24 protein-coding genes and 1 tRNA gene are annotated in these 26,253 nt (G+C 68.1%); 9 read left to right on the forward strand and 16 right to left on the reverse strand.

All coding sequences use genetic code 11. The annotated features are described in order from the left end of the window. Positions 1-25 precede the first annotated feature (25 nt). The 4 genes from LTI14_RS07310 to LTI14_RS07325 form a co-directional block, all read right to left on the reverse strand. On the reverse strand, positions 26-1,804 hold the full coding sequence (locus LTI14_RS07310) for a gamma-glutamyltransferase (protein WP_241476146.1): 1,779 nt from the start codon (positions 1,802-1,804) through the stop codon (positions 26-28). Between the two features lie 12 nt (positions 1,805-1,816). Beyond that, a complete protein-coding gene (locus tag LTI14_RS07315) occupies positions 1,817-2,977 on the reverse strand; it encodes a DUF418 domain-containing protein (protein WP_241469422.1) in 1,161 nt (386 codons plus the stop codon). Between the two features lie 98 nt (positions 2,978-3,075). Beyond that, entirely contained in the window at positions 3,076-4,308 is a 1,233-nt protein-coding gene (gene chrA, locus LTI14_RS07320) for a chromate efflux transporter (protein WP_241476147.1), read from the reverse strand. 76 nt (positions 4,309-4,384) lie between these two features. Continuing rightward, a complete protein-coding gene (locus tag LTI14_RS07325; protein WP_241476148.1) occupies positions 4,385-4,552 on the reverse strand; it encodes a hypothetical protein in 168 nt (55 codons plus the stop codon). An 88-nt stretch (positions 4,553-4,640) separates the two neighbouring features. On the opposite strand from LTI14_RS07325, the gene LTI14_RS07330 reads away from it, so the two are divergent. Then, positions 4,641-6,389 (forward strand): ATP-binding cassette domain-containing protein, encoded by a 1,749-nt coding sequence (locus tag LTI14_RS07330; RefSeq protein WP_241476149.1) that lies wholly within the window; start codon positions 4,641-4,643, stop codon positions 6,387-6,389. Beyond that, on the forward strand, positions 6,386-8,068 hold the full coding sequence (locus LTI14_RS07335) for an amino acid ABC transporter ATP-binding/permease protein (protein ID WP_241476150.1): 1,683 nt from the start codon (positions 6,386-6,388) through the stop codon (positions 8,066-8,068). The genes LTI14_RS07330 and LTI14_RS07335 overlap by 4 nt, the downstream gene beginning before the upstream one ends. Here the strand turns inward: LTI14_RS07335 and LTI14_RS07340 are convergent. The 4 genes from LTI14_RS07340 to mptB (LTI14_RS07355) form a co-directional block, all read right to left on the reverse strand. After that, positions 8,034-9,053: an AEC family transporter gene (locus tag LTI14_RS07340; RefSeq protein ID WP_241476151.1), complete on the reverse strand. Its 1,020-nt coding sequence runs from the start codon at positions 9,051-9,053 to the stop codon at positions 8,034-8,036. The genes LTI14_RS07335 and LTI14_RS07340 overlap by 35 nt on opposite strands. Before the next feature lie 69 nt (positions 9,054-9,122). Then, positions 9,123-10,553, reverse strand: a complete 1,431-nt coding sequence (locus LTI14_RS07345; RefSeq protein WP_241469430.1) for a glycosyltransferase family 87 protein — start codon at positions 10,551-10,553, stop codon at positions 9,123-9,125. Continuing rightward, positions 10,550-12,193: a polyprenol phosphomannose-dependent alpha 1,6 mannosyltransferase MptB gene (gene mptB, locus LTI14_RS07350; RefSeq protein WP_241469431.1), complete on the reverse strand. Its 1,644-nt coding sequence runs from the start codon at positions 12,191-12,193 to the stop codon at positions 10,550-10,552. The genes LTI14_RS07345 and mptB (LTI14_RS07350) overlap by 4 nt, the downstream gene beginning before the upstream one ends. Then, positions 12,183-13,973 carry a polyprenol phosphomannose-dependent alpha 1,6 mannosyltransferase MptB gene (gene mptB, locus LTI14_RS07355; protein ID WP_241476152.1) on the reverse strand — a complete coding sequence of 597 codons (1,791 nt, stop codon included), beginning with the start codon at positions 13,971-13,973 and terminating at the stop codon, positions 12,183-12,185. Before mptB (LTI14_RS07355) ends, mptB (LTI14_RS07350) begins: the two co-directional genes overlap by 11 nt. Positions 13,974-14,043: 70 nt before the next feature. Between mptB (LTI14_RS07355) and orn the strand changes: the two genes are divergently transcribed. Further along, entirely contained in the window at positions 14,044-14,658 is a 615-nt protein-coding gene (gene orn / locus LTI14_RS07360; RefSeq protein WP_342357735.1) for an oligoribonuclease, read from the forward strand. 106 nt (positions 14,659-14,764) lie between these two features. Then, a tRNA-His gene (locus tag LTI14_RS07365) sits at positions 14,765-14,840 on the forward strand. Positions 14,841-15,039: 199 nt separating this feature from the next. On the opposite strand, the gene LTI14_RS07370 is transcribed toward LTI14_RS07365, so the two are convergent. Next, a complete protein-coding gene (locus LTI14_RS07370) occupies positions 15,040-15,258 on the reverse strand; it encodes a hypothetical protein (protein ID WP_241469433.1) in 219 nt (72 codons plus the stop codon). A 368-nt stretch (positions 15,259-15,626) separates the two neighbouring features. On the opposite strand from LTI14_RS07370, the gene LTI14_RS07375 reads away from it, so the two are divergent. Together LTI14_RS07375 and LTI14_RS07380 are read left to right on the forward strand one after the other, a co-directional pair. Then, complete coding sequence (locus LTI14_RS07375) at positions 15,627-15,986, forward strand: hypothetical protein (RefSeq protein ID WP_241464708.1); 360 nt, start codon at positions 15,627-15,629, stop codon at positions 15,984-15,986. A 151-nt stretch (positions 15,987-16,137) separates the two neighbouring features. Continuing rightward, positions 16,138-17,964, forward strand: a complete 1,827-nt coding sequence (locus LTI14_RS07380; RefSeq protein WP_241476153.1) for an AMP-dependent synthetase/ligase — start codon at positions 16,138-16,140, stop codon at positions 17,962-17,964. 314 nt (positions 17,965-18,278) lie between these two features. On the opposite strand, the gene LTI14_RS07385 is transcribed toward LTI14_RS07380, so the two are convergent. From LTI14_RS07385 to LTI14_RS07400, 4 genes are all read right to left on the reverse strand, one after another. Continuing rightward, a complete protein-coding gene (locus tag LTI14_RS07385; RefSeq protein ID WP_241469436.1) occupies positions 18,279-18,809 on the reverse strand; it encodes a DUF1697 domain-containing protein in 531 nt (176 codons plus the stop codon). Positions 18,810-18,833: 24 nt separating this feature from the next. Next, complete coding sequence (locus tag LTI14_RS07390) at positions 18,834-19,853, reverse strand: universal stress protein (RefSeq protein WP_241464705.1); 1,020 nt, start codon at positions 19,851-19,853, stop codon at positions 18,834-18,836. A gap of 101 nt (positions 19,854-19,954) precedes the next feature. Continuing rightward, positions 19,955-20,998 carry an NAD(P)-dependent alcohol dehydrogenase gene (locus tag LTI14_RS07395; RefSeq protein WP_241464704.1) on the reverse strand — a complete coding sequence of 348 codons (1,044 nt, stop codon included), beginning with the start codon at positions 20,996-20,998 and terminating at the stop codon, positions 19,955-19,957. A 220-nt stretch (positions 20,999-21,218) separates the two neighbouring features. Then, entirely contained in the window at positions 21,219-22,310 is a 1,092-nt protein-coding gene (locus tag LTI14_RS07400; RefSeq protein ID WP_241469438.1) for a polymer-forming cytoskeletal protein, read from the reverse strand. A 488-nt stretch (positions 22,311-22,798) separates the two neighbouring features. Between LTI14_RS07400 and LTI14_RS07405 the strand changes: the two genes are divergently transcribed. Then, entirely contained in the window at positions 22,799-23,845 is a 1,047-nt protein-coding gene (locus LTI14_RS07405; protein ID WP_241464702.1) for a universal stress protein, read from the forward strand. A 13-nt stretch (positions 23,846-23,858) separates the two neighbouring features. Beyond that, complete coding sequence (locus tag LTI14_RS07410; RefSeq protein WP_241464701.1) at positions 23,859-24,317, forward strand: pyridoxamine 5'-phosphate oxidase family protein; 459 nt, start codon at positions 23,859-23,861, stop codon at positions 24,315-24,317. 18 nt (positions 24,318-24,335) lie between these two features. Here LTI14_RS07410 and LTI14_RS07415 read toward each other — a convergent pair whose 3' ends face one another. Next, positions 24,336-24,605 (reverse strand): PLD nuclease N-terminal domain-containing protein, encoded by a 270-nt coding sequence (locus LTI14_RS07415; RefSeq protein ID WP_241464700.1) that lies wholly within the window; start codon positions 24,603-24,605, stop codon positions 24,336-24,338. A 19-nt stretch (positions 24,606-24,624) separates the two neighbouring features. After that, positions 24,625-25,086 (reverse strand): BON domain-containing protein, encoded by a 462-nt coding sequence (locus LTI14_RS07420; RefSeq protein ID WP_274616011.1) that lies wholly within the window; start codon positions 25,084-25,086, stop codon positions 24,625-24,627. 452 nt (positions 25,087-25,538) lie between these two features. On the opposite strand from LTI14_RS07420, the gene LTI14_RS07425 reads away from it, so the two are divergent. After that, the gene (locus tag LTI14_RS07425) at positions 25,539-25,889 is read left to right on the forward strand and encodes a DUF2200 domain-containing protein (protein ID WP_241465085.1); all 351 of its coding nucleotides are present in this window, start codon (positions 25,539-25,541) and stop codon (positions 25,887-25,889) included. Here the strand turns inward: LTI14_RS07425 and LTI14_RS07430 are convergent. Further along, positions 25,780-26,238 carry an aldehyde dehydrogenase family protein gene (locus LTI14_RS07430; protein WP_342357736.1) on the reverse strand — a complete coding sequence of 153 codons (459 nt, stop codon included), beginning with the start codon at positions 26,236-26,238 and terminating at the stop codon, positions 25,780-25,782. The genes LTI14_RS07425 and LTI14_RS07430 overlap by 110 nt on opposite strands. Positions 26,239-26,253 lie beyond the last annotated feature (15 nt).

Genomic DNA, 26,253 nt, shown 5'->3' on the forward strand with positions numbered 1-26,253 from the left:
CCGGATCATGCAGGCAGGTCCCAGGTCAGTCGATGACGGTGTGGCTGCCCACGCGCCGGTCATCGTCGGCGCCGGTGACCTCGCCGGTCTCGTAGTCGACCTCCAGCGCCTGGACCGAGCCGAAGCCGCCCCATTCGTCCGGCCAGACCTGCAGCTCCCAGCCGAGGTCTTCCAGGGCCTCCCGGGTCTCCTCGTCGGGCTCATCGTCGAGGACCAGAAGCTCGTCCTCCTCGATGAGACGGAAGCGCAGCCCGTCCACGGCCTCCTGCAGAGGCGCGTCCTGCAGGCCCCACTGGGTGAGCACGGTGCCCATGATGTTCAGGATCTGGTGTCCACCCGGGGTGCCGATGCCCAGCACGGGTCGCTGCTGGTCATCGAGGACGATGCTGGGCATCGACCAGGTCACCGACTTGCGGCCGGGCTCTGGCTGGTTCGCCGGGGAGTCCACCGCCTCGAAGCGGCTGAGCTGGTTGTTCAGGTAGAAGCCTCCGCTGACCTCCCCGGCGCCCCAGAAGTTCGTCAAGGTGTTGGTCATCGAGACCATGATGCCCTCGTCATCGATCACCGAGATGTGTGTGGTGTTGGCATCCTGCGGAGCGTCCGCCTGAGCCTGGGCAGGCTGCTCCTCCGAGTCCTGGGCGGCATCCTGCGCGGCGGATTGGGCGGAGACCTCGATCTCGGCGTTGGCGGCCGCGTCGGTGAGCTCCTCGACGGGGACCTCCACGAAGGCGGGGTCGCCGATCTGGGTGAACACGGTCTCCTCGGCGACGAGCCAGGCCTCAGAGAGGGTCTCGATGTACTCCGCAGAGCCCGGTTCCAGCTCGGCGATGCCCTGGGCCTCAGCGATCTGGAGCAGCTGCACCAGCGCCGGGCCGGGGAGCGCCGGCGCCGCGGCGAGCACGTCGTAGTCGCCGAACTCCCCGGAGACCGGTGCGGAGGCGGTGACCTCGTAGTCGGCGAGGGTCTGCGCATCGATGCCCTCGACCTGGGTCAGCTCCTCGGCGAGGCTGCCGGTGTAGAAGGAATCCCAGCCCTCCGCGGCGAGGGTCTCCAAGGTGCTGGCGAGTTCGGTCTGGACCAGCTGGTCTCCGCTGGCCAGCGCCTCGCCGTCGACCTCGAAGGGTTCCACCCCTTCGATGGCCTCGGGCCCGAGGTCCTCGGTCATCCGGCTGGCCAGGAAGTCATAGACCTCGAAGCCCTCGGATGCGAGCTGCTGGGCTGGCTGGAGCAGCCGCTCCCAGTCCAGGCTGCCGTGTTCCTGATGCAGGCGTCCCATGCCGGCGACGAAGCCCGGTGCGCCGATGCCGGTCTCGGGGATCTCCCCGTCCACCCCGACCATCTCGCGGTAGTCGTAGAAGAGCGGGTCACCGTTCTGGCCGGCGATGACCACCGAGCCGCCGCCGCCGAGCCCAGAGGCGAAGGGCTCCACGACCGACATGACGAAGGCGGCGGCGATGGCCGCGTCCACGGAGTTGCCGCCGTCGGCGAGGACCTGCTCTGCGGCGTCCACGGCGAGCGGATGCCCGGCGCTGACTCCCTGCTGGGTGAGGGTGTCCTCCACCGGTTCGGGGGTGCTGGTGGGCTCCTGCGGCTCCTCGCTGGGCGCCGGCGGGGGCGGCGGTGGGGGCTCCTCCTCGGTGGCGCAGGCGACGAGCAGCCCGAAGGCGGCGAGCAGCGCTGTGGTCTTCGCAGCCCGCCTGCGCAGCGTCCGGAGGCGCACGGTGTGGGGCGCTTCAAGGAGGTGGGGCGGTGCGTGGACGTCAATCGGTGCGTCGCGGTGCGACAGGGGGTTCTTCGGCTGCATGTTTCGTCTCCCTCAGGAAGGCGTCGGCTTCTGTTCCATGGATGCCCCCGGCTTCGCCCGGCGCGGGTAGGGGCGCGCGAGCTGCCGGCGGCGGTGACGTTCGGGAAGGCGGTAGGTGACGCGCAGGAATGCGGGAGTCATCCGCAGCAGCGCCTCGAGCGGGCCGTAGCGGAAGTTCGCCATCCACACGACGGCGAAGAGGATCAGCCCCAGCATGATCGCGCAGCTGATCAAGAAGCCCTCCAGCGGCTTCTGCGGTCCGGGGTAGATGAAGAGCGCGATGATCACCAGGTGCGCGGTGTAGGCGGTCAGCGGCATCTGCCCGACCACGACGAGCGGCCGGATGCCCTGGTTGAAATGAGGCACCGCGATCAGCAGGATGCCGAGCAGCATGACCGCGGTGCCGCTGGAGCTGATCAGCCACAGCGGCATCTGCGAATGTCCCACCGCGGAGATCATCCGATCGAAGCCGACCTGCGTGGTGTCCGGCTCGCCGAGGACCCGGACCAGCACCTCGGAGGCTCCGAAGGCGCCGAACCCGGCGATGGCTCCCAGGTAGACCAGGCGCCACTGGAGCTTCGCGTTGCCCAGCGGCTGCCGGCCCAGCCAGACCCCGAGGAAGAACGGCGCGATCCAGACCACCAGCGGATACGGGCCAGAGACCAGGATCGCGCCGATGATCTGGAACGGAGAGTCCCCGATCTGGGCGGGTTCGATGTGGAAGTGCGTGGTCTGCCGCGCGAGGATCCAGAGCACCGGTCCCAGCAGCGCAGAGGCGGTCGCGGACCAGAACAGCCAGCGGGTGGACATCTTGACCATGAACGCCGCCAGGAAGAACAGCGCCGCGTAGGTGGTGAGGATGACGTTGACCCCGTGCTCGAGGGTCTGCAGTCCCAGGCCCAGTGCCAGCAGCAGCAGGCCCCGCCAGAGCAGCGTGCTGCGCCGGGTGATGCCCTTGGTCAGCGAGCGGCGCGCCAGAAAGGTCACGCCGATCCCGGCGAGCACCACGAAGAGGATGGAGGCGCGACCATTGAGGGCCCGTACGATCCAGGAGGCCCATCCGTCGGTGTTGTAAGGACCGACATTGACGATGATCATGCCGAAGACGGCGGCGGCGCGCGCCACGTCGAGGGCATAGAGACGACTCAGCCCGCGAGCTTGGGAGCTCAGCATGCGGCAGGGTCCTCCTCGCCATAGCAGTCAAGTACCTCAGAACTGTACCTCTCGGTCCTGCGCTTTTGCTCTACATCCAGGTTCCCGTCAGCCGGGTCTCAGAGCAGCACCCAGCCGAGCAGGCCCGCGGCGAGCACCACGGCCCAGGCCGGGACCCGCCAGCTGTTCAGCGCCACGAAGGCCAGGACAGCGAGCACCAGCGCCTCGATTCCCACCTCGAGCACCCCAGCGGTGAAGACCGGGGTGTAGAGCGCGGCGGCCAGGATGCCGACCACTCCGGCGTTGACCCCCATCAGCGCCTTCTGCGCGGACGTGTTGCTGCGCAGCCGCTCCCAGAATGGCAGCGCCGCGATGACCAGCAGCGCGGCGGGCGCAAAGATGGCCAGGACCGCGACGGCGGCGCCGGCGAGGCCGGTGGGCGTGCCGGTGCTGGAGGCGCCGAGGAAGCCGGCGAAGGTGAACAGCGGGCCGGGGACTGCCTGCGCGGCCCCGTAGCCGGCCAGGAATACCTCGGGGTCCACCAGGGCGGGGACGGTCTCGGCCTGCAGCAGCGGCAGCACCACATGGCCGCCGCCGAAGACCAGCGCCCCGGCTCGGTAGAAGGAGTCGACCATGGCCGCCAATCCGGTGCCGCTGGCGGCGGCGAGGATCGGCAGGCCCGCCAGCAGCGCGGCGAAGAGCGCACCCGCGGTCCAGGAGGCACGTCGGGAGACCCGCACGGTGAACGCGTCCTCGGGCTTCGGTCCGGTCTCCGGGGGGCGCAGCCAGAGGGCCCCGATGACCCCGGCGGCGAGAATCGCAACGACCTGGATGAAGGGATTCGGCACCAGCAGGACCAGCACCATCGCGGCCGCCGCGATGGACGCCCGCGGAGCGTCCGGGGTCAGCGCCTTGGCCATCGAGAGCACCGCGTGGGCCACCACGGCCACCGCGGCGGCCTTGAGTCCGTCGATCCAGCCGGCCTCGGTGAGGTCCCCGGCGTGTTGGACTCCCAGTGCGAACGCCACCAGCAGCACCACCGAGGGCATGGTGAATGCGAACCAGGCCGCCATCATCCCGGGGTAGCCGGCGCGCTGCAGGCCCAGCGCCATGCCGACCTGGCTCGACGCCGGGCCGGGCAGGAACTGACACAGCCCCACCAGGTCGGCGTAGGCCTTCTCGGTGAGCCAGCGGCGTCGGGTGACGAAGGCCTCGCGGAAATATGCCAGGTGGGCCACGGGCCCGCCGAAGGAGGTCAGCCCCAGGCGCAGGAAGACCAGGAACACCTCTGCCACGGTGCCGGGGTGTCGGGAGACGGCGGGGCCGGCGTCGTCCTCTGCGTGCTCAGTCATCTGCGCACACACTCGAGCAGGAAGGTTAACAGAAGTTGAACAGCCCCGGTCAGCCGATTGGTCCTGTTCAGCCAGATCAGGTCATCCGCGGCACCGGTCGGCGCAGATCGGTGTCGAGCGCGTGTCCGCGGAGCCCAGCGGCGTTCACCTGGACCTCCGCACCGAGGCCTCCGAGCTGATCGCGATGGAGTCCGACGCCGCGCTGACTGCTGTCCCGGCCGGGGGCGTGACCCGGTGGCTGCATCACGGCAGCTCGATCAGCGCATCGGACGGCGCTTCGCAAATGTTGCACTGGCCCACGGGGGTCCGCTGAACCTGGAATGATCTGAGGCGTGCTTCTGCAAGATATGCCTCCCCGCGCGTGGATCGCTGCCGCGCTGCAATGGATCCGCACGATCGCGCTCGCCACGCTGTTCCTCGCCCTGGGCCAGGTCCTGGATGCGGCGCTCGGCGAGACGGACCCCACCGGTGCGCTGGTCCTCGGCGCGATCGCCGGCGCCGCTGCGGTCATCTGCGCCGGAATCGCCGCCGCCGTGCCGCCTCGCTTGCGCGCGGTCGAGGAACAGCGCTGGCGGGCCAGCGGGATCCGGGCCGCGCTGGGCCGTGACCCGGCCGCTCCGTCAGGGCCACCTGCTGGCCCCGGCGGCGGCGGTCCCGGTGGGCGCCCTGGCGGCGGCCGCCCGGGCACGGGTGAGGCTGAGCTGCTCACCGGCGGGGTGGAACGCATCGCGGAATACCGTGCGGAGTTCCTGGGGCCGGCGCTGGCGGCGTTCACCGCCCCGGCCCTGGTGCTGCTGATGCTGGGCATCTTCGTGGACCCGGTGATCGCCGTCGTGCTGCTGGTCCTGGTGCTGCTGGTCCCGGTGCTGGTGCGGTTCTTCCTGGCGCGCTTCCGCCGCCCCACCGCCGCCTACCGGCGCCTCGCCGGACAGGCCACCGCGAAGTTCCAGGAGGTGCTGCGCTCCCTCGGCGGGCTGGTGCTGCTGGGCGCTGAAGACGCCGGCCGGCGCAGCGTGGCCGAGGCCGCCGCTGCCCTGCGGGTCCAGGCGGTGACGCTGCTCAAGCGCAGCCAGCTGATGATCCTGGTCAATGACGCGCTCTTCTCGCTGGTGATGATCACCGCCGCGGTCGGGCTGGCCCTGTGGCGATTCGACGTCGGTGCGATCACCGCCGGCGGATTCCTCGCCGTGGTGCTGCTCGCCACGCTGCTCTACGAACCCATCGACAAGCTCGGCCGCTCCTTCTACGTCGCGATGGCCGGACGGACCCAGCAGGGACTGTTCACCCAGACGCTGACGACCCCGACGACGGTCGCTGAGGCCCCGTCGGAAGCTGCGCGTGCACAACCTGCGGCGGAGACCGTCGAACTGCTGCGCCTGAAGGATCTCGGCGTGGACCGCGGCGGCAGCAGCGTCCTGCGCGGAGTCACGCTGAGCGTCCCGCGCGGCACCGCCGTCGCCGTCGTCGGTCCCTCCGGAGCCGGCAAGTCCACCCTGGCCGCGGTGCTGCAGGGCCTGATCCCGACGGCGGCCGGTCAGCTGCTGCTCGAGGGTCAGCCGGCCGATTCTGCGGCGCTGCAGCAGGCGGCGGTGACCGTGCCGCAGAAGCCGTTCATCTTCTCCGGCACCGTGGCGGACAACCTCCGCCTCGCCCGTCCCGACGCCACCGATCGCCAGCTCTGGGAGGTCCTCGCCCAGGCGCGCCTCGACGCGGAGATCGCCGCAAAGCCCAGAGGACTGGCCACCCAGGTCGGTGAGGACGGCGGTTCGCTCTCCGGTGGACAGATCCGCCGACTCGCGATCGCCCGCGCGCTGCTCTCCGGGGCCAAGCTGCTGATCCTCGACGAGCCCACCGCTGACCTGGACCGGCGCGCCGAACAACTGGTCGACGAATCGCTGCGCAGCCTCGCCGGAGACCACACGCTGATCATCATCGCCCACCGGCTGGCCACCACCCGCTGGGCCGATCAGGTCCTGGTCCTTGAAGCCGGACGCACCGCGGCGCTGGGCACCCCAGAGGAGCTCCTCGCCGAGGAGGGCTACTACGCGCAGGCCACTGCAGGAGAAGGTGAAGACCGATGATCATGCATCTGCTGACGCTGGCCAAGGGATCCGCCGGGCTGCTCGCGCTCTCGGCCCTCGCCCGGACGCTGACCCTGCTCTGCGGCGCCGCTCTGCTGGTCTATCCGGCCTGGTTGGTGGGCCGTCTCGCCGACGGCCAGGACATCCCGCAGCTGGGGACCGTCGTGGCGGTCATGATCGCCCTGGCCGCGGCCAAAGGCCTGACCCGTTACGCCGAGCAGCTCTCCGGGCACACCGCGGCCTTCGCGCTGCTCGAGCAGCTGCGGGTCAGGCTCTACGAGAAGCTGATCCCGCTGGCCCCGGCGGTGACCGCCTCCCGCGGGAGCGGCCGGCTGCTCTCAGCCGCCACGCGTGACGTGGACCGGGTGGAGGTCTTCTTCGCGCACACCCTGGCCCCGGTGGTGACTGCGGTGCTGATCCCCGCCGCCGCCGTCGTGCTCACCTGGAACCTGACCGGCGCAGCGCTGGGACTCGGGCTGCTGCTGATCTACCTGGCGGCCGCTGCCGCGCTGATCGGCATCGGTCGCCGCGGCGGACGCGCCAACAGCACCGCTCAGGTGCGTGCGCGGGGCGCCCTGGCCCAGGAGATCAGCGACGACCTCCGCGGGGCTCAGGAGATCACGATCTTCGGCGCCCAGGAACAGCGGGCTCAGCGGGTGGACCACATCGGCGCCCAGATCGGGGAAGGCTCCCGCGGCGCCTCGGTGCTGCAGGGACTGCGCGCGGCTGCCGGTCAGGGTTGGCAGGTGCTCGCACTGTTCATCCTGCTGCTGCTGGGACTGCCCCAGGCCCAGGAGGGCGTGATCGGCTACACCGAGCTGCTGCTGGTGCTGGCCCTGGTGCCCGGCACCGCCCCCGCGCTCGCCGCGATCGAGGCGCTGGGCATCTCGCTGCCTGCGGCGCTGGCCTCCGCGGCGAACCTGCGCGAGCTCGAGGAGAGCACGCACGAGGTCGCCGAGCCCACCCACCCCGTCGCGGTGAGCACCGAGCGCGACGGCGCCGCCTCGGTGTCCTTCCACGGGGTCAGCTTCGGCTACCCCGGCACCGAGCGAGAGGTGCTGCGCGACGTGGAGCTTCACGTCGAAGCCGGGCAGGTGGCCGCCGTCGTCGGGGTCAGCGGGTCGGGAAAGTCCACGCTGGCCTCGCTGCTGACCCGAGTCTGGGACCCGCAGGCCGGTGAGGTGCGGCTCGGGGGCACCGATGTGCGTGATCTCGAGCTGGCCGCGCTGCGCGCGAACATCACCGTGGTGGAGCAGCGCCCGGTGATGATCAGCGGCACCATCCGGGAGAACCTGCTGCTGGGCAGCCCGGCGGCCACCGAGGAGCAGATCCTTGCCGCCTGCCGTTCCGCCTGCTTGTCCGCCGATATCGAGGCGATGCCGGAAGGTCTGGACACGCAGCTTGGCAGCGAGGGCGCCCGGCTCTCCGGGGGTCAGTCACAGCGGCTGGCGCTTGCTCGCGGGTATCTGCGGGGCAGCCCGGTGCTGATCCTCGACGAGATCACCTCGGCCCAGGATCCGCTCACCCAGGCCGAGATCCTGCGCCGGATGCCTGAGGCCACCGACGCGACGGTGATCATGATCGCCCACCGCAGCGCGGTGCTGCGCCATGTGGGCAGCGTCTACGAGATCGACGCGGGGAAGATCAGAGCAGCAGCTCTGCCAGCAGCGGGAGCGTGATCAGGCAGGCCAGCGTGCTGGTCACCAGGATCGAGGCGGCCAGCCGGCCGTCGCCCTCGTACTGCTGAGCGAAGACATAGACCGTGGTGGACGACGGCATCGCGGCGATGATGATCAGCGTGCCCGCCCAGATCGGTCCCAGCTGGTCATAGAAGGGCAGCACCGCCAGCCAGGTCAGCACCGGCAGCACCAGGATCTTGCCCACCGTGCCCAGTCCGATCAGACGCTTGGGCACTCCCCCGCTGCGGATCCCCTCGATCGCCGGGTGCAGCGCCAGGCCGACGCAGAACAGCGCCAGCGGGACCGCCGTCTGCCCGAGCAGGCTCGCCGATTCGTTGATCGGCGCGGGCAGGCTCAGCGGGCTGAAGACCACCAGCAGCGCCAGCGCCATGGCGATGAACACCGGGTTCAGCAGCAGCGCCCGCTTCAGGATCGGCCCGATCTGCGTGCGCAGCAGGTGCCCGATGCCGCCGGCCCGCTCCGCGTGCCCGGCCTGCGCATCCCCGATCTGCGCGTCCCCGGTCTGTGTGGCACGGGAAGCTACGACGGTGCGGACCAGCGGGTAGCCGTTGAGGTAGATCAGGTTGTGCATCATGTGCACGATCCCGGCGGCCAGGCCGGCTTCGGGGCCCAGCACGCTGATCGACACCGGGATTCCGAAGTACCCGACGTTGCCGAAGCTGCCGGCCAGCGAGGTCGCCGCGGCGCCCTCGTGGCCGCGGACGCCGAAGAGGCGGCTGCCGTAGTACAGGGCGATGGAGACCAGCGGGGTCACGACGGCGACGATGACCACCGCGAGCAGCGGGAAGCCGGCGGTGGGCGGGGCGGTGATCATCGCGGTGTAGATGAAGGTGGGCAGCGCGAAGTAGAACAGGAAGCCGTTGAGGTGGTCCTGCCCGCTGCGAAAGCGCGGGATGAATCCGGCGGCGAAACCGACGCCGATCACCAGGAACATCGGGCCGATGACGGCGAGCATGTCAAGCATCAGGGTCTCCCCCGCCGTGGAAGAGACCAGCGGGCGCAGCCGGCGCGGCCCGCGGCAGCAGCCGGCGGGTCACCAGCGCAGCTTCAAGGAGGTCGTCCGGCCGAGTCCGGGCAGCCCGAACGCATCGGGTCGCCCGCGGGTGACACCGGCCAGCGGGTCTGTCTCCCCCAGCACCGTGCCATCCGGATCTGGATGGCGCGGTGCGGAGGTGCGCTGCTGGGAGCTGCGCGCGTCGTCGTCGGTCGCTGCTGCTCTCGCGGCCGCCCGGTCCCGATCCCTCGGCTGGGAGCGGACGATGTCCTTCTCGGGGTCCAGGATCTCGCGGACCACCTGGACCATCAGGTAGATCAGGGTGGCCATGTGAGCCAGGATCCCGATGTGGTAGGCCCAGTCGATGAGCTCGGTGCCGCCGGCGAACTCCCCGCCGGAGGTGATCTTCGCGCTCATCATCCACACCGAGACCCAGTGGTAGACCTCCGCGGCCTGCCAGACGAGGTATCCGCGGACCTTCGGGCGCGCCAGCACCAGCAGCGGGATCAGCCACATCACGAACTGCGGGGAGTACACCTTGCCCAGCAGCAGGAAGCTGGCCACGATCAGGAAGCACAGCTGCGCCATCCGCGGCCGGGTGGGAGCCGCCCAGCCCAGGTAGGCCACGCCGAGGCAGCACAGCAGGAAGAGCCCGTTGGAGAGCAGCGAGAACCCGGCGCCGTCCAGCGGCAGCCAGCTGAAGAACAGCCAGACCGAGGAGAAGCTGACGTCGCGCTCGGAGGAGAAGCGGTAGAAGGTGGACCACTGTTCGAACTGCAGGAGCATGAAGGGCAGGTTCACCGCGAGCCAGGTCAGCACTGCGGCGATCGTCGTCGCCGCGAAGGAGCGCAGCCGCCCGCTGCGCAGACACAGCACCAGGATCGCGCCCAGGAAGAACAGCGGATAGAGCTTCATCGCAGCGCCCAGACCGATGAGCACCCCGGCCCAGACCGGATGCGAGCGGCCCCAGAGCAGCAGCGCCAGGGCGCCCAGGAAGACCGCCCACATGTCCCAGTTGATCGACAGCGAGAGGATGATCCCCGGAGCCAGGGCCACCATCAGCGCGTCCTGGCGTCGGTGACCTGCGGTGGAGTACGCGGTGGCCAGTACGACGCCGAGCCAGCAGAGGATCACCGCGAAGTGGTTGAGGTCGTAGAACGCCAGGATCCGCTCGTCGGTGATGCCCTCTCCGGGGACCAGAAGCGCGAGCACCCCGGCGACCATGACCAGCAGCACCGGGTACTCCATGACCTGATCGGCCGGGACGTCATCGACGAAGGGGAAGAGTCCCTCGGCGAGCCCGCGCTGGCTGAACAGCAGGGAGAAGTCGGAGTAGCACATGTGGATGTGCTGATCGGGGTCGGTCCAGCCGTTGATCCGGCACCACTGCACGGCCGCCACGGAGAGCGCGGCGCCCAGGGTGGTGGCGGCCAGCAGCAGCCAGAGCAGTCGGGAGCCGGGGAGCTTCACGTCGTGTCCTTCTCGTAGATGTCCTCGGCCGCCCAGGAGGTGCGCGGCGGGGTCAATCCTCTCAGCCGCTCCCACCCGTGCTGTGCATTCCAGCGCTGGGAGCGCCGCCGCATGTCGAAGAACTCGGTGGTGTTGGGGTCCAGGAAGACCACATAGATCAGGTACAGGGTGACCACGGCGATGGCGATGGTGTAGATCGCGGCCGCATCGATCCACTGCGCCACCGAGAGCTGACCGACCATCGAGAGGAGCACCATCACCGTGAAGACCGTGGTCACCAGCACCAGGACTCGTCCGCGGTAGACGTGGACCACCGCGTAGAACGGCAGCAGCCAGAGCAGGTACCAGGGCTGGATGATCGAGGAGGTCAGCACCACCAGGGTGAGCCCGTAGCCGGCCCAGAGGACCGGGTTGCCGACGTTGCGGCGCAGCAGCATCCACGCCAGCATCGCGCCGGCCGCGGCGCGCGCCAGGGTGTAGACGATCTCGGTCACCACGGCGGCGTCCACCCCGGTCAGCGCTTGCAGCGCGGCACCGAGGCCGATCCCGAGCAGTCCCACCGGGGCGGCCTGCAGCACCGCGGCGCCAGCACCCAGGGCGGCTGCGATCCAGCCCAGGCCGATCCCGAGCGCCGCGCCACCGGCGACCAGGAGCACGGCGGCGGCGGTGCCCCCGACGGCCCATTCTCGGAGACGGTGCCGCAGCGCGGCGGTGCTGCGCAGCGGCAGCAGGAGGATGAAGGGCAGCACCACCATCGCGATGGGCTTCACCGCGATCGCCGCGACCACCAACACGAGGCACAGCACCCGTCTCCGGCGCAGCCCCGCGAGCGTGCCGGCGAGCATCAGCCCGATCATCAGCGCGTCATTGTGGGCCGCCGGGAGGAACACCAGCAGGGTCATCGGGTTCAGCAGGCACAGCCACAGCGCCCAGGAAGGCTCAGAGCCGAAGGCCTTGGCCAGCCGGGGGATGCAGTAGAGCATCAGTGCCATCCCGATCAGGGACAGGCCGCGGAAGAGCAGGATCGCGATCTCTGGGACGCCGCCGGAGACGAACCAGACGACCTGCGCCAGCACCAGGAACAGCGGTCCGTAGGGGGACGGGGATTCCGCCCAGAGCCCGTCCGCGCCCTCCATGAACCATCCGGGGAGCTCGGAGACGCCGTGCTCATAGGGGTTCAGTCCGGCGTGCAGCACCCGGCCCTGGGCCAGGTAGGAGTAGACGTCGCGGGAGAAGATCGGCAGCGTGAACATCAGCGGGGTGGCCCACATGAACAGGGTCCGGCGCATCACCGGGGTCGCCCGCGCCGACCAGGACCCCACCCGCTGGGACAGGCGCAGCCAGGACCGCACGAGCAGCAGCGCGCCGAAGACCAGCAGCACCGTGCAGGTGACCACGCCCGCCGTCGTCGTGCGCAGCGGCAGCAGCACCGGGTTCAGCGCGAGCAGCGACTGCGGGGTCATCGCCAGCCAGCCCACGCCCCAGGAGCCGAACATGATCATGATCGAGGCGAGCAGTCCCTGACGGGCGGTGTGCGAGGCGGCGGCCTCTTCGCCGCCGATGAACCAGGCGGTCGGCCGCCACTGGCCGAGGAAAGAGCGCGCGCGCAGCGCATTGCGGGAGACGAGGTTAGCGCGCACCTGGAGCGGTCTCCTCTCCCCCGGGCTCGGCGGCCGGTGCGGCGGCGTCGGCCGGTGCGGCGGCGTCGTGGGCGGCGGGGCTGGCCCGTGCGCCGTCGTCGGTCTGGGAGGATCGGCGGCCGCGCAGTCGGGGCCATTCCCAGCGGACCGCGGGCAGGCCCCAGCCCTCCCAGACCACCCAGCGGGTCTGCCGGTCCAGCAGGGCCAGCCACACGATGCAGATCCAGGACACCGTGACGGAGAGAGCGAGCATCTGAGCGTCCAGCTGCAGGAACTGGTAGATGGACAGCTGGTCCGAGGCGCCGAAGGTCAGGAAGAAGGCGATGGTGAACACCACCCACTTGAACTGCCAGTCTTTGCGGATCCCGGTGATCGCGAACAGCGGCAGCAGCCACAGCAGGTACCAGGGCTGGATGATCGGTGAGAGCACCACCAGGGCGGTGAACGCCCAGACCATCCGCTGGACGACGAACTTCTCACTGCCGCGGAACATCAGCCACAGCACCACGGCCACCGAGAGGAGCCGGCCTGCGACCTTGAACACCTCCAGGGTCCAGCTGCTGTCGAGTCCGAAGGAGCGCAGCAACGTGCCGAGCCAGCCGTCGGCGATCCCGATCGGGGACCAGAAGACGCTTCCGGTGCCGGTGCCGGCCAGGACGGCGAGCCAGCCGAAGCCGTAGCCCTGGATGAGGCCGATGGTGATCATCACGGCGGCGGCGATGCCAGCGGTGAGGAACCAGTAGGTGAACTTCCGCGACCAGGAGGCCCCCGGTCCGGCCCAGAGCAGCCCGATGAAAGGCAGCAGCACGATGGTGATCGGCTTGATCCCGATCGAGACGACCACCAGCAGCGTGGCGAGGACTCCCCTGCTGTGGGCCGCGGCGTAGATGCCCGCCAGGGCGAAGCCGACCATGATCGCGTCGTTGTGGGCGCTGGAGATGAAGCTGATGATCAGCAGCGGGTTCGCCAGCGTGATCCACTGCGCCCGGGCAGGGTCGATCCCGTGGATCCGGGCGAGCTTGGGCACGAATATCATCATCATGACCACCCCGCCCACGCAGGCGAGCCGGAAGAGGAACAGCGCAAGGTCGGGACTGTCTCCGGCGATGTTCATCACCGCGGCCTCGAGCCAGAGGAACAGCGGACCGTAAGGCGTCTCGGATTCGGCCCAGAGGATGTCGGTGCCCAGCTGGAACCAGTTGTCCAGGGTGGAGACGCCCGTGGTGTAGGGGTCCTGACCGGCCAGGACCAGCCTGCCCTGATTCAGGTAGGCGAAGACGTCGCGGGAGAAGATCGGGAGCGCGACCAGCTGGGGCAGCGACCAGAGCACGACGGCGGCGTTGACCGTGCGCAGCGAGCGAGTGGGCCACTGTTGGCTCTGATCGGGGTTCTCCAGCACCCGACCCAGCCGCAGCCAGGCGCGCAGCATGACCCAGCAGCCCAGGGTCAGCGCGATCGTGGCGACGACCACGCCGACCGTCTCGGTGCGGTACGTGATGATCCACGGCTGCCGGGACAGCGGGGAGACGCTGACCAGCCATCCGACGCCTAAGGAGCCCAGGAGGACCAGCATCGACCCGAGCAGGCCTTCGACCATCGGGGACCAGACGCTCTTGGGGCGGGTGGAGGACCGCAGGATGTGCAGCCAGATGTCCCGCTTGCGCGGCGGGCGCGGATCGGGGTCCGTCTGGGGGCGCTGATCGGGGTTGCCGAGCCCGACGGCGCCCTCGGCACCGCGCGGTGCAGGGCTGTTCTCGGTGGCTCCAGCCTCAGCGCTCATCGCCCTTGAATTTATCACCCACAGTCGCTGTCACCCCGGCGCCTGGCGGGCTGTCGGTAGAGTGAGAACCGTGAATTCCGAAGAGACTGAGACCAACGCCTCATCCATCACGTCTGTGCCGGTGAGCCCGGGTGGCTCCTGGGCGGGCCGGATGGTGTGGATCGACTGTGAGATGACTGGACTGAATCCCGATCACGATGTCCTGGTGGAGATCGCGGCGCTGGTCACCGACGCCGAGCTGAACATCCTCGGTGAAGGGGTCCAGGTGGTCATCAGCCCGGACCCGGCCGAGCGGCTGGAGACGATGGCCCCCATCGTGCAGAGGATGCACACCGCCTCGGGCCTGCTCGAGGACCTCAAGAACGGCGTCTCGGTCCAGGTCGCCGAGGAGCGGGTCCTGGACTATGTGAAGGCCTGGATCCCTGAGGCGGGTGTGGCGCCCCTGGCCGGGAACTCGATCCACGCGGACAAGGCCTTCCTGCGTGTGGCCATGCCGGACTTGATGAAGCACCTGCACTACCGACTCATCGATGTCTCCACCATCAAGGAGCTCTCCTCCCGCTGGTACCCGCAGGCGAAGGAGTCCGCGCCGGCGAAGACCGGCAACCACCGGGCGCTCGGAGATATCCAGGACTCCATCGAAGAGCTGCGGCACTACCGCCGGACGGTCTTCAAGCAGAGTTGAGCCGATTTCCGGATTCGGCCGGAGTCTGTGTAGACTGATATGCGTTGCTTTCAGGCGTTCAAGACTGATGAGCAGCGAGTGCGGGAGCCGGCTTCGGCTCCACATGGTGGGCGTAGCTCAGCTGGTAGAGCATCGCGTTGTGGTCGCGAGGGTCGCGGGTTCAAGCCCCGTCGCTCACCCCATGGAACGGTCCTGGTCATCCGACCAGGGCCGTTCTTCGTTGCGCGCGCGAAGGCGGACCGAGGGCCGAGACCCTGGCGCTCCTGGGTCAGCATGCGCCTCGGTGGAGCTTGGGTACGGTGAAGTCCACGCGGCACGCGTACGCGGATGGAAAAGTCTCTATGCGGTGAACAGCGCGCCACTGCCCACCGGTGCCAGATCCTATGCTGCGTGTTCCTTGCTTCGGCGCTCCTCGACCATGCTCTCCACGGCTTCGAGTGCGGCTTTCCCTGCGCGCGCCGCAGTGATCATGTCATCGAATGCGGAGTGGGATCTGATCAGATCCCCTGCCTGCTCCGCGGTGAGTGCTTCCAACCAGTGCCTGTTGACGTCCATCAGGGCGAAATGGGCCTGGTCCTCGAGTTCAGCTCGACTGCTCATGTCCTGGCGTCCCCTCGGTCGCTGGATGGGAGTGTTTCTAGGGGTTACGCCGCTCGACCCGGTTTCGTTCACGCTTCGCTGCAAGTTTTTTGCAGCACTCCGCCCGGAGTCGTCCCCGCAGATCAGCCTTGAGGGTTCATGCGATCTCATCTGCGAGGCTCAGCAGGAGGAGGCCGATGAGCTCTCCGAGCTCCTGGTCGAAGCGTGGGAGACCAGGGCACCGAAACGACTCCGCGCTCAACGCAGCCAGAGATCTCCTTCCCGCGCCTGGCTTGCCGTGATCGGCTTCGTCGCCCCGGCTGCCATCACCCCGGCTGCCATCAGGCCCGGTTGCCATCGGAGCCCAGCACGGTGAGTAGGGTTGGGGCATGGACTTTCTCTCCGCGAACTGGCTCGCCGCCGGCGCGATCGCGATACTGGCGGTGGCTGCCGTTGTGGTGGCCATCGCTCGGGGACACGCCGGCAAGGACGCACGGATCACCGCGTCACATCAGCCCGGAGTCATCACCCTGACCAGCAGCTTGGACGCGAAGGTCGTGGCCATCCTCAATGAGGGTGACAGCCTGGCCGAGTCTCTGAAGCGGGACCCGCTGGATCTTCCGATCACCCTGGTGGCAGGCGAGCCGTTCAGCATCCGCTATCAGGATGCGTCCGGCCGGGCACCCCGCAGCATTCTGCTGCGCCTGCAGGACGGCGCGATGAACCACGTGGACCTGCCGTCGGTCTGAAACCGTCCCTCGGGCGCTTCACACGGCGTCGCCGGATTTCGCCTCTGAGCACACCTCATCGCGGGCAGGATATTCTTCCTAAGGCGGTGGTCAACACCGGATCACCAGCAGCGCTCGCCGAAGAACGCGTCACCACACCGGGAGGAACTCCGTGCAGGAAACCGCGATATCGGCGCTCATCGATGTGCCGGCCGATATGAACATCACCGATCTTCTGGAGCAGCAGCGGACCGAGGACCCTGAGAACGTCCTGTTCACGCGCCGTGACGCCGCCGGCGAGTGGGTGGACGTCACCGCCGCCGCGTTCCACACCGACGTCGCAGCTCTCGCCAAGGGCCTGATCCAGCGCGGTGTCACGCTGGGCGATCGCGTCGGGATCATGTCTGCGACCCGGTATGAGTGGAGCCTGCTGGACTTCGCGCTCTGGTACGCCGGCGCCGTCTCGGTCCCGGTCTACGAGACCTCCTCCGCCGCACAGATCGCCTGGATCGCCGAGGATTCCGCACTCAGCCTGGTCTTCGCTGAGACGCCAGGGCATCGGGAGACCATCCTGGAGGGTCTGAAGGGATCCGGACTCCAGCAGACCCCCGAGGTGCTGCTCATCGAGTCCAGCGCACTGGACGAGCTCCGGCAGGCCGGCGCTGTTGTTTCAGACCAGGACCTCGAGGGCCGCCGGGCCACCGCCGTCGGTGAGGATCTCGCCACCATCATCTACACCTCGGGAGCCACCGGCCGACCCAAGGGCTGCGAGCTGACCCACGGCAACTTCGTGGACCACAGCCTGCAGACCCTTGCCGCCATGGACGGCGTCGTCGGCAGACACTCCTCCACGGTGCTGTTCCTGCCCATGGCCCACGTCTTCGCTCGGTTCATCTCGGTGATCTTCATCGCCGCCGGCGGACGGGTGGCGCACACCCCCGACATCAAGCAGCTCATCGAAGATCTCGGCGTGATCCGGCCGACCTTCCTGCTCGGAGTTCCGCGGGTCTTCGAGAAGATCTACAACGCCGCCGCGCTGAAGGCCGAAGGCGATGGAAAGAAGCGCATCTTCAAGGCCGCGGCCGACGCGGCGGTGGACTGGTCGCGCGCCACCGCCGAGGGCCGCGTTCCGCTGAGTCTCCGGCTCAAGCACGCCGTGTTCAGCAAGCTGGTCTACTCGAAGCTGCGCAACCGGATGGGCGGCAACGTCACCCACGCCTTCTCCGGCGGGTCCCCGCTGGGTGAACGGCTGGGCCACTTCTTCAACGGCGTGGGCATCCAGATCATCGAAGGCTACGGACTCACCGAGACCACGGCCCCGGTCACCGGCAACATCCCCTCGGTCTACCGGATCGGCACCGTCGGGATCCCGCTCCCAGGCAATGCCGTGCGCGTGGAGTCCGACGGCGAGCTGCTGGTCAAGGGCAGCAGCGTCTTCCGGGGGTACCGCAACCGGCCCGAGCTCAACGCCGAGTCCTTCACCGCCGATGGCTGGTTCTACACCGGTGACCTGGGTCGTCTAGATGAGGCGGGTCGGCTGATCATCACCGGACGCAAGAAGGAGATCCTGGTGACCGCCGGAGGCAAGAACGTCGCCCCCGCGCAGCTCGAAGATGCCATCCGGGCAGACCTGCTCGTCTCCCAGGCAGTCGTGGTCGGTGACGGCAAGCCCTTCATCAGCGCGATGATCACCCTCGACGGCGATGTCATACCTGCCTGGCTGCGCAGCAAAGGTCTCGACCCCGACACCGCGATGAGCGAGCTCACCGAGCACCCCCAGGTTCTGGAGCATCTGCAGCAGGTCATCGATGCCACCAATGCAAGTGTCTCGAAGGCCGAGTCCATCCGCAGCTTCACCGTGCTCGAGGATGACTTCACCATCGACTCGGGGCACCTGACGCCCTCGCTGAAGATCCGCCGGGCCGAGGTCATGCGTGACTTCCAGCGTGTGGTCGAGAACCTCTACGAGAAGGCCGCCCACCGCGCCAAGCGACACTGAGCCGCTCACCCCAAAGCCGATCTCGACGCGGCGCACGCTGACGCCCCCTGCGGCCAGCGTGCGCCGCGCCGAGATCGCCGGTGGTCAGGATCTCGAACGCGCTGCGGACTGTCATGACATGAGCGTAAGCGCGGACGCCTCTGTGACTCCAGTCCCGGCGCCCGACGACGGCGCCGCTGCAGCACCGCCACCGCTGCCAGCCGTGATCCTGGACTGCCGCACCCGTGAACCGTTGCGCGCAGGCTCGCCGTGGCATGCCGGTGCGCCCAGGAGCTCCGCGAGTTCGGAGATGATCCGGCCAGCTGGCGTTCGTGTCAGACATCGGAGAGGTCGAGAAGCTTGCGCACGGTGTTGAGGTTTCTCGCGGTCCCGGTCACTCCCAGCACCCGGGAGATGGTCGGCTCCTTCATCTGGGGCGAGCCCGCGCCGTCGGCGTAGCGCAGGTGCATCTCGCGGTCGATCACCTGCCAGCGGTCGTCGCCGGTCTCCAGCAGGGCGGCCGCCTGTACCGCCTCGGCTGTCGGCGCGCACTGCAGAAAGCTGATGTAGGAGAACCGCGGGTCGAGCTCTTCGAACGGATGGGCTTCCAGGGCGGCGAGAACCTCTTCCCGGGACCGGCTGATCACCTCCCGGAAGAAGCCGAAGCGTGTCTGCACAGCGGCTTCCAGCGCCCGGTCGAAGTTCTCAGCCGGTCCGGGCGGGTTGCACAGCAGATTGCCCGACGCGATATGGCTGGACACCTCGGTGGCCCCGAGGGACTCGGCCAGGTCGCGCCACTGGGCCATCGGAAGCCTGGCCGTGCCGCCGACGTTCACGGCGCGGACCAGAATGATCCTGCGGCTCACAGCGGAAGCCTCACTGCGACGACGTCATCGCGAGGGCTCGGGATGGTCCTCCAGCCGCTCGTCCTTCAGATCAGGGACCACCATCACCGGGCCCTCCGCGCGCAGCAGCACGCCGCGGGAGACCGACCCCATCAGCGCTCCGGTGAATCCGCTGCGACCCCGGGTGCCGATCACGGTCAGCTGCGCCTCCCGGGTCTGCTTCACCAGCTGAGCGATCGGATCCCCCGGCTTCACCGACGCGGTCACCTCCAGGGCCGGAAAGTGCCTCTTCACCAGGGCGAGCTCGGTCTCCAGGGTCTTCTCCAGCTGCGTCTTGCGCCGTTCGGTGACGCTCTCATCAGGGGAATCAAGCTCCGGATACCACTCCAGCCACGCCTCCAGAGACGGCAGCGCCATCAGCAGATGCAGCGTGACCCCCCGGTTCTGTGCCGACAGCGCGGCCTGGAGCATCGCGACCCGACTCTGACCCGACGCGTCGATGCCGACCACCACCGGACGCCGATCCCTGCCCGCAATGAACCGACCAGCGCCCTCAGCCTGACTCTCAGGCTCGTTGACCTTGTACTGCCGGGGCACCACCACGGTGGGGCAGTGCGCGTGGGCCGGCAGCGCCGAGGACACCGATCCCAGCACCCTGCCCAGGAACCCTCCCCTGCCCCGAGCGCCGACGACGGCGAGCTCCGCAAGGGCGGAGAGATCCACCAGCACCCCTGCGGCATCTCCGCGTTCGGTCCGGTAGATCACCTTGCCTGAGTAGTCCTTCAGGTATTCCCTGGCCTCGGCGAGGACGGTCTTGGCTGCGTCGACGGCCACCTCGGCCTCGGATTTCTCCGGCACCGCAATCAGGGTGGTGTAGATCCGGGCCGGAACGTGGAACGCGCTGACCACGGTGAGCACCCGCCCGCTGCGCTGCGCCGCCAGGGCCCCGTAGTGCAGGGCGAGGAAGGACTGCTTGGAACCATCGAAGCCGACCAGCACCCCCAGATCACGTGTGGCGGGATCAAATGCGACAGGTCGTGGTGCTGCGTGAGCGTCGTTGTCCATGACAATCCTCCACCCGGGGGTCTGATATCAGCAGATGCGAGCGACGCCCCCGTGGTCGGATTTCGCCCGCTTCGTTTCCGATCCTATTCCTCGACCCCAGATCAGGGAACCACTACAGCGCGACCGCGCAGTTCGCCGTCGTGCAGCTTGCGGTAGGCCTCGGGCCCCTGATCCAAGCTGAAGGTCTCGGTCTCGACGGCGAGCTGACCTGTGCGCGCCAGTTCGAAGACCTCCATGAGCTCGGGCCGTGAGCCCCAGTAGGGCGCCCGGATGCGAGACCCGAAGGGCTGGCCGAGCAGTCCCACCGTGGTCTCCACGGATCCGGCTCCCGCCAGCACCAGGTCGGTGCGCGGACCGCTGAGCGAGCGCACGATGTTCATCACGGGGCCGTTGGTGACGAAGTCGAACACCGCGGTGACCGGGCCCGGCCCCACGGCTTCGGCGATCTGTGCGGCGGCCTGGTCGTCGGAGAGGAAGGCGTGATGAGCTCCGACCTCGCGGGCGAAGTCGAGCTTGCTCTGGCTGATGTCCAGCGCGATCACTGTGGAAGAGGTCAGGGTGCGCAGCAGCTGCACCGCGATGTGGCCGAGGCCGCCAACTCCGATCACCACGGCCACGCTGCCGGGGACCAGCAGATCCAGTGACCCCTGGATCGCGTGGTAGGGGGTCAGTCCGGCGTCGGTGAGGGCCACCGTGGCAGACGGGTCCAGATCTCCCAGCGGGATCAGCAGCCGCGGGTCCGTGACAATCATGTACTCGGCCATCGCCCCGTCCTTGCCCAGTCCCGGTGGCGTGATGCCGAGGGCGGCGGCGTGGGGGCAGTAGTTCTCGATGCCCTGGGCACAGCTGAGGCAGCGCCCGCAGCCCTGCGGACCGTAGACCGCGACGGCCTCGCCGACCTCGATGCCGGAGGCGCCCTCACCCAGAGCGTCCACGACCCCGACGCCCTCGTGTCCCAGCGTCATCGGCAGCGGGTAGCCGAAGGCGGCGTACTGCTCCTCGCTGAGTCCCATCACGAAGCTGTCCGAACGGCAGGCGCCCGCGGCGGTGATGCGCAGCCGGACCTCACCGGGGCCGGGTTCCGGGGTGGGGACCTCGCGCACCTGCGGCGGTTGGCCGATGGCGACGTATTGGAGAGCTTTCATGGTGATCCTCCTGGATTCGTCCTGCACGGTCACTCGGCTCCCCCGGCATCCATCGCAGTTGCCAGCGCGCGCCGATGGTCCTGACTATGCCAGTTGATGGGCACTTCTGGTCGTGTATCGCTGGACCCACTGTGCGTGAATGGGACTCGCCGTCCCAGGGCCGCAGGTCCCGTTGACAACCAGAGTGGCGGGCGAAGCTTCCGGTCAGGCCTGCATTCCGCTACCTGACCGCCGGTTCCCCGAGAGGCTCCCCCGGTGGTTCCACGGGTGGGTTGGCGGTTGTTCTGCCGGGTGGCTCCGCGATGACCTCGGGACGCACCCGCCATGGCCGCTGAGCATAGAAGGCCAGAAGCTGTGCGCCGAGGCCGAAGAGCACCATCGCAAGCCACACCACGATGTTCAACCACGGAACGTGCAGAGCGAAGATCAGGATCAGCCCACCGACCAGGGTCATGACGACAGGTCGCTGGGAGTCCCGGAACACCAGTCGCCCGATGAAGTGGGATCCGTAGACGAACGTGGCCAGCGTCAGCAGCAGCCACACCAGGAGACCAGCAATAGCCAGCGGGGCGCCGATGATGGTGATCAGCAGCGCGACCAGCATCACCGGAACGACGATCGAGGCGACGAACCCCACGAGCAGCGCCTTCCAGGGAGCGTGCCTCAGCTGATCGGTGACCCGTGTCAATCTGCCGGGAAGCAGCAGTCCGGCCAGCAGAGTGATCAGGCTCAGCGCAACCAGCGCGTAGAGCAGCCCGAGGAACCACCCGATGAACAGCGCCCACGGCGACGGCTCCATCTCCGGTGCTGGTGTCGGGGCGATGCGTTCGACGTCGCCGTCCACCGCACCCTCAGCTATGGTCGCGTCACGGTCGCTGTAATAGGTCACGTCTCCCCCGACGGCCCCGTCGATGGTGAGACCGTCGACGGCAGCCACCAGGTCTCGGCCGAGGTCTCCTCCGATAGTGGCCGATCTTGCCGCGGCGACGAGATCGTCTCCGATCGATCCATCTTCAGCGAGGTTCAGGACTGAGGCGAAGACGGTTCCGCTCCGCCCGACCTCCCCACTGATCGACACATCCTGGGCCGCCAGGCGAACGTTTCCATCGATTGTGCCGGTGATGTCGATCGTCTGAGCTGCCGCGATCACGTCACCCGAGATGTCGCCACTGATGGTGATGCTCTGCCCGGAGACGTAGACATCGCCCTGGACCTGTTCCGAGACCTCGACGGAGACGCCGCTGAAGAACTGCGGGCCCTCCCCATCATCTGATGTCGACGCAATCTCAGATGTGGCGAGGGATCCCTCCAAGGGTACGGACTCTGAGGGTGCGGAGGCCGTGGCGCTCGCCGTGGGGAGAATCATCACACCACCCGCCATCAGGGCTGCAGCGACGAGACGAAGATTCCTGCCTGGCGAGCTCATGATGGAGGCCTCTCTGAGCGGGGACTTACCTGGTTCGACGTCAGCTGCGGCGCCGGAAGTTCTCGGTGGTCAGAAGAGGCTTCAAGATCGCGCACGGGTGGAGCTCGGCATGTGTGTTTCACAGGCGGAGCCCTTAGGGTGATCGCTCACGAAGCCACGAAGCTGATTCCACTGTCCAGCGTGGCTCACCAGTGGTGCAGGGCCATTGGTCCCGCCGGCTGCCCGAGATCGTCAGATGCGCTGCCGTTCATCCTGATGTGACGCTTCCGCCCCGAGAAAACACTCATGACACGATGTTTTCATACCAGAAAAGTAGATTATTGATAGAGGCCAAAGACCCTAGATCGATGGAATACGAGACGTATGGTTGGGCCATGAATCCTTCTCACGAGAGTGGCACTGACCACGACCCCGGTGTTCTTGTAGGCATGGACGGCTCAGCCGCCGGTCAGCGCGCCTTCCGAGCTGGTCTGCGAATCGCTCAGCAACGAAACCTCCCGCTGCGCCTGGTCGGCACATTCGCCCGCCCCGTGGTGACTGACGCCTACTACGTGCCGATGATGGACGAATATTTCGAGGCCGTGGTCAAAGAGGTGCACGAGATGCTCCGTGGGTACGCGACACAGGCGGAGGCGTCCGGGGTGAAGGTCACCGTGCGTGCCGTACAAGGCGACCCGGGCTCCGAGCTGGTCGCGGAGTCCAAGTCCGCGCAGGTGGTCGTCGTCGGCAAACGCGGACGCAACCGCTTCGCCGGCCGCTTCCTCGGCAGCGTATCGGCCAAGCTTGCCGCTCATGCGCACTGCCCCACCCTGGTGGTCCCCGAGAAGTGGGAGAACGAGTCCTCGACAGAGCTCCTCGCCCCGGCTCAGGACCTGCCCACTGGTCAGACCGGCGCCACCGAGCCGCTGGCTCAGATGGAAGAGTCGAGCCCTCGAACGCATGAGCGCCGCCATTTCGCCAACGTGGAAACGGATCTCAACTTCGATTCCGAGATCGTGGTGGGAATCGACGTCGAGACCGACCCTGAGCTGGTCGTGAACCTGGCGGCGCAGGCGGCCGCACTGCTGGACAACCCGCTGACCCTGGTCTCGGCCGCTCCCCTGAACGCACAGGGGCACTGGTGGCCCAACACCATCGAACACAATCTCGAGATTCCTAATCTGCGCCGCCCCTACACGGAGCACCTGCAGAAATCAGCCGACCGGGTATCCGAGGAGTTCCCAGAGGTTCCCGTGCGCTGGCAGTTCTTCGACGGCTCACCCGCAGGCGTGCTCTCCGAGGCTTCCAGGACTGCGGAGCTGGTGGTCCTCGGAACCCGCGGCCACGGAGGGTTCTCCGGTCTGCTCCTCGGCTCCGTCAGCCAGGCAGTGCTCAATCGCGCGGTCTGCCCCGTTCTCGTGGTGCCCACTCACAAGCATTGAAAGTGACACGCCCATGATTCTCGAACACGCAGACGGTGAACCGATCCTCACGCTGAACCCAGATCAGATCTGGGGGCTGCTCGAACGGGGCCGATTCGGGCGCCTGGTCGTCGTCGTCGGGCAACGCGCAGACATCTTCCCGATCAACTACGCCGCGGCGCCTGACCGGACGTTGGTCTTCCGCACCGCCCCGGGAACGAAGCTCGCGAAGCTCGCGATCAATGAGACGGTCCTGTTCGAGGCGGACCACATCTCTGTTGACACGGCATGGTCGGTGACGGTGCGCGGCCAGGCGCAGTGGCTGCAGAGAACTGAAGAGATCGAAGAGGCAGAGAGGCTGGAGCTGCGGCCCTGGGCGCCCTCTGTGAAGGACAACTACGTGCGGGTGACCCCTACCGAGATCAGTGGCCGCCACTTCCAGTTCGGCCCCCATCCTGAGCGAGAACTCGGTGAAGGATCTGAGGCAGGCTGAGCGCCGAGAGCGCAGCCATCAGTCGGTCCGGCGACCCTTGAGGAAGTAGCTGATCGGTCCGACGTAGTTGACTGCGATGATCGCGGCCCAGATGCCCTTCTTGCCGTTGACCTGATTCGCAGGCCGCCTGGCAAGGTCGACCCAGGCCGCCACGGCCAGCGAGATCTGGACGATGCTGAACACCATGGTCCCGGCCCGCCTGCCCGGGCTCATGTCCTTCCACTGCTTCTTCGGGGACTTCCTCGCATCCTTCACGGGGTGCTTCTTGATCACGGTCTTCTTCTTCATATTCTGCTCCTTCTTGAGGTCATAGTGGGCAGACGTCGAGGCGGTTGTCCACCTCGATCACCCCTGGGGAGATCCATGCTGCGAGACCTGCCTGCCGCTTCTCGGCCAGAGACTTGACCTTCCCCGTCAGAACCGCCGTCTGACCGGTGATGGTGGCGACGACGTGGTCGGCGTCGATCCGGGGGTCCCGGAACGCGGCGTTCCTGAGTCGTTCCTCCGCATTCTGCAACGGCGTACGGGCAGCAGTGGCGATCTGGTTCTCCACTGATTCGACTCCGGGGATGTTCCGGACTGCCCGCTCGGCAGCCTCACTCTGATAGGTCCAGTCGACCAGACCGAACAAGGTGACGTCACGATCCTCGACCCAGGCCGTGACGTTGCCCTCGCGCAGCTCCGAGATCCATCTGAGTTCGGACTCCACGACCTCCCGGAGGGATGTGCTGACATGAGTCTCGGCCTGTGCTGAGGTCTGGATCGACAAAGTCCTTCAGTCCCTTCACGCGGTTCTGGGCACGATATCGCGCACCAGGATCCACTCTGGCGCGTGTATCGGGCCGCCGCCTAGGGCCATAGGTCCTGCCACCGTCTCGTCAGCGTTCCAATGCCGGAATCGGGGCACATCCTTCGGCAAGACGTCGTCAGAACGCTGGCGGGACGGGACATCCCCCCGTGTTTGTCGCATCTCTATGCCAGGTCCCACGGTTTGGACGGAAACAACGATGCGACGTGGCACGCAGATGCGACACCTGAAGGAGACGGGTCGGGGGTCCGGAGCCGAGGGGTCGGGCTGGGGTCGCGGAGCAACGCTGGGACGACGGTGCACGCCCGCGGTCCCACCGAGCGGAGCCCCATCCGTTGAGTCATCACTGCACCCCGTGGGACCGTGGAGACGAGATGTCAGAGCAGAGGTCCGCGTCCGACCAGGAGCCCCCGATGACCAAGCACCGCATCTACACGATGAGCTTCGCGTCCGTGTATCCGCACTATGTGACCAAGGCGGAGCGCAAAGGACGCAGCCAGGCTGAGGTCGACGCGATCATCTGCTGGCTCACCGGCTACTCCGCGCAGCAGCTGAGGGCGGTCCTGGACGAGGGGATCGACTTCGAGACGTTCTTCGCCCGGGCGCCCGCCATGAACCCCTCGCGCTCACTGATCACCGGGGTGATCTGCGGAGTCAGGGTGGAGGAGATCGAGGAGCCGCTGATGCGCGAGATCCGCTACCTGGACAAGCTGATCGACGAGATGGCCCGGGGCAGGGCGATGGAGAAGGTGCTGCGCGGGTGAGCCCGACCATGCCGGCCTCGAGCCGCTCGGCGATCTTCGTCGCGGTCTGCAGCTTCCCGGCATAGACGTACCCGGAGAGCCGGACCTCGACCGCGTTCGCCCGCCCGATCACCGCGTCCAGACCGGTCCAGGCCACCACCGGCGCGACCGGTCCGAAGATCTCCCCGCTGCGGATCTCCGCATCCACAGGCACCCCGGTGAGCAGGGTCGGGGCGAGCAACGCGGCATTCGTGCCCTCCGGCAGGGCAGCTTGCGCGGCCGCGGCGTCGGTCTTGGACTTTCCGTTCCCGGCAACGATCAGATCGCGCAGCCGCTCGGCCTGCTCCTGCATCCGGAAGTACGCGGCCATGAGTAACTCGAACGG

The sequence above is a fragment of the Nesterenkonia sp. YGD6 genome, assembly GCF_022565895.1.
Taxonomy (GTDB): Bacteria; Actinomycetota; Actinomycetes; order Actinomycetales; family Micrococcaceae; genus Nesterenkonia.

Coding starts and splice junctions, on each gene's coding strand:
- LTI14_RS07310 (WP_241476146.1), bottom strand. CDS start 1,804: ATGCAGCCGAAGAACCCCCTGTCGCACCGCGACGCACCGATTGACGTC.
- LTI14_RS07315 (WP_241469422.1), bottom strand. CDS start 2,977: ATGCTGAGCTCCCAAGCTCGCGGGCTGAGTCGTCTCTATGCCCTCGAC.
- chrA (WP_241476147.1), bottom strand. CDS start 4,308: ATGACTGAGCACGCAGAGGACGACGCCGGCCCCGCCGTCTCCCGACAC.
- LTI14_RS07325 (WP_241476148.1), bottom strand. CDS start 4,552: ATGCAGCCACCGGGTCACGCCCCCGGCCGGGACAGCAGTCAGCGCGGC.
- LTI14_RS07335 (WP_241476150.1), top strand. CDS start 6,386: ATGATCATGCATCTGCTGACGCTGGCCAAGGGATCCGCCGGGCTGCTC.
- LTI14_RS07340 (WP_241476151.1), bottom strand. CDS start 9,053: ATGCTTGACATGCTCGCCGTCATCGGCCCGATGTTCCTGGTGATCGGC.
- mptB (WP_241476152.1), bottom strand. CDS start 13,973: ATGAGCGCTGAGGCTGGAGCCACCGAGAACAGCCCTGCACCGCGCGGT.
- LTI14_RS07370 (WP_241469433.1), bottom strand. CDS start 15,258: ATGAGCAGTCGAGCTGAACTCGAGGACCAGGCCCATTTCGCCCTGATG.
- LTI14_RS07375 (WP_241464708.1), top strand. CDS start 15,627: ATGGACTTTCTCTCCGCGAACTGGCTCGCCGCCGGCGCGATCGCGATA.
- LTI14_RS07390 (WP_241464705.1), bottom strand. CDS start 19,853: ATGGACAACGACGCTCACGCAGCACCACGACCTGTCGCATTTGATCCC.
- LTI14_RS07395 (WP_241464704.1), bottom strand. CDS start 20,998: ATGAAAGCTCTCCAATACGTCGCCATCGGCCAACCGCCGCAGGTGCGC.
- LTI14_RS07405 (WP_241464702.1), top strand. CDS start 22,799: ATGAATCCTTCTCACGAGAGTGGCACTGACCACGACCCCGGTGTTCTT.
- LTI14_RS07410 (WP_241464701.1), top strand. CDS start 23,859: ATGATTCTCGAACACGCAGACGGTGAACCGATCCTCACGCTGAACCCA.
- LTI14_RS07415 (WP_241464700.1), bottom strand. CDS start 24,605: ATGAAGAAGAAGACCGTGATCAAGAAGCACCCCGTGAAGGATGCGAGG.
- LTI14_RS07425 (WP_241465085.1), top strand. CDS start 25,539: ATGACCAAGCACCGCATCTACACGATGAGCTTCGCGTCCGTGTATCCG.
- LTI14_RS07430 (WP_342357736.1), bottom strand. CDS start 26,238: ATGGCCGCGTACTTCCGGATGCAGGAGCAGGCCGAGCGGCTGCGCGAT.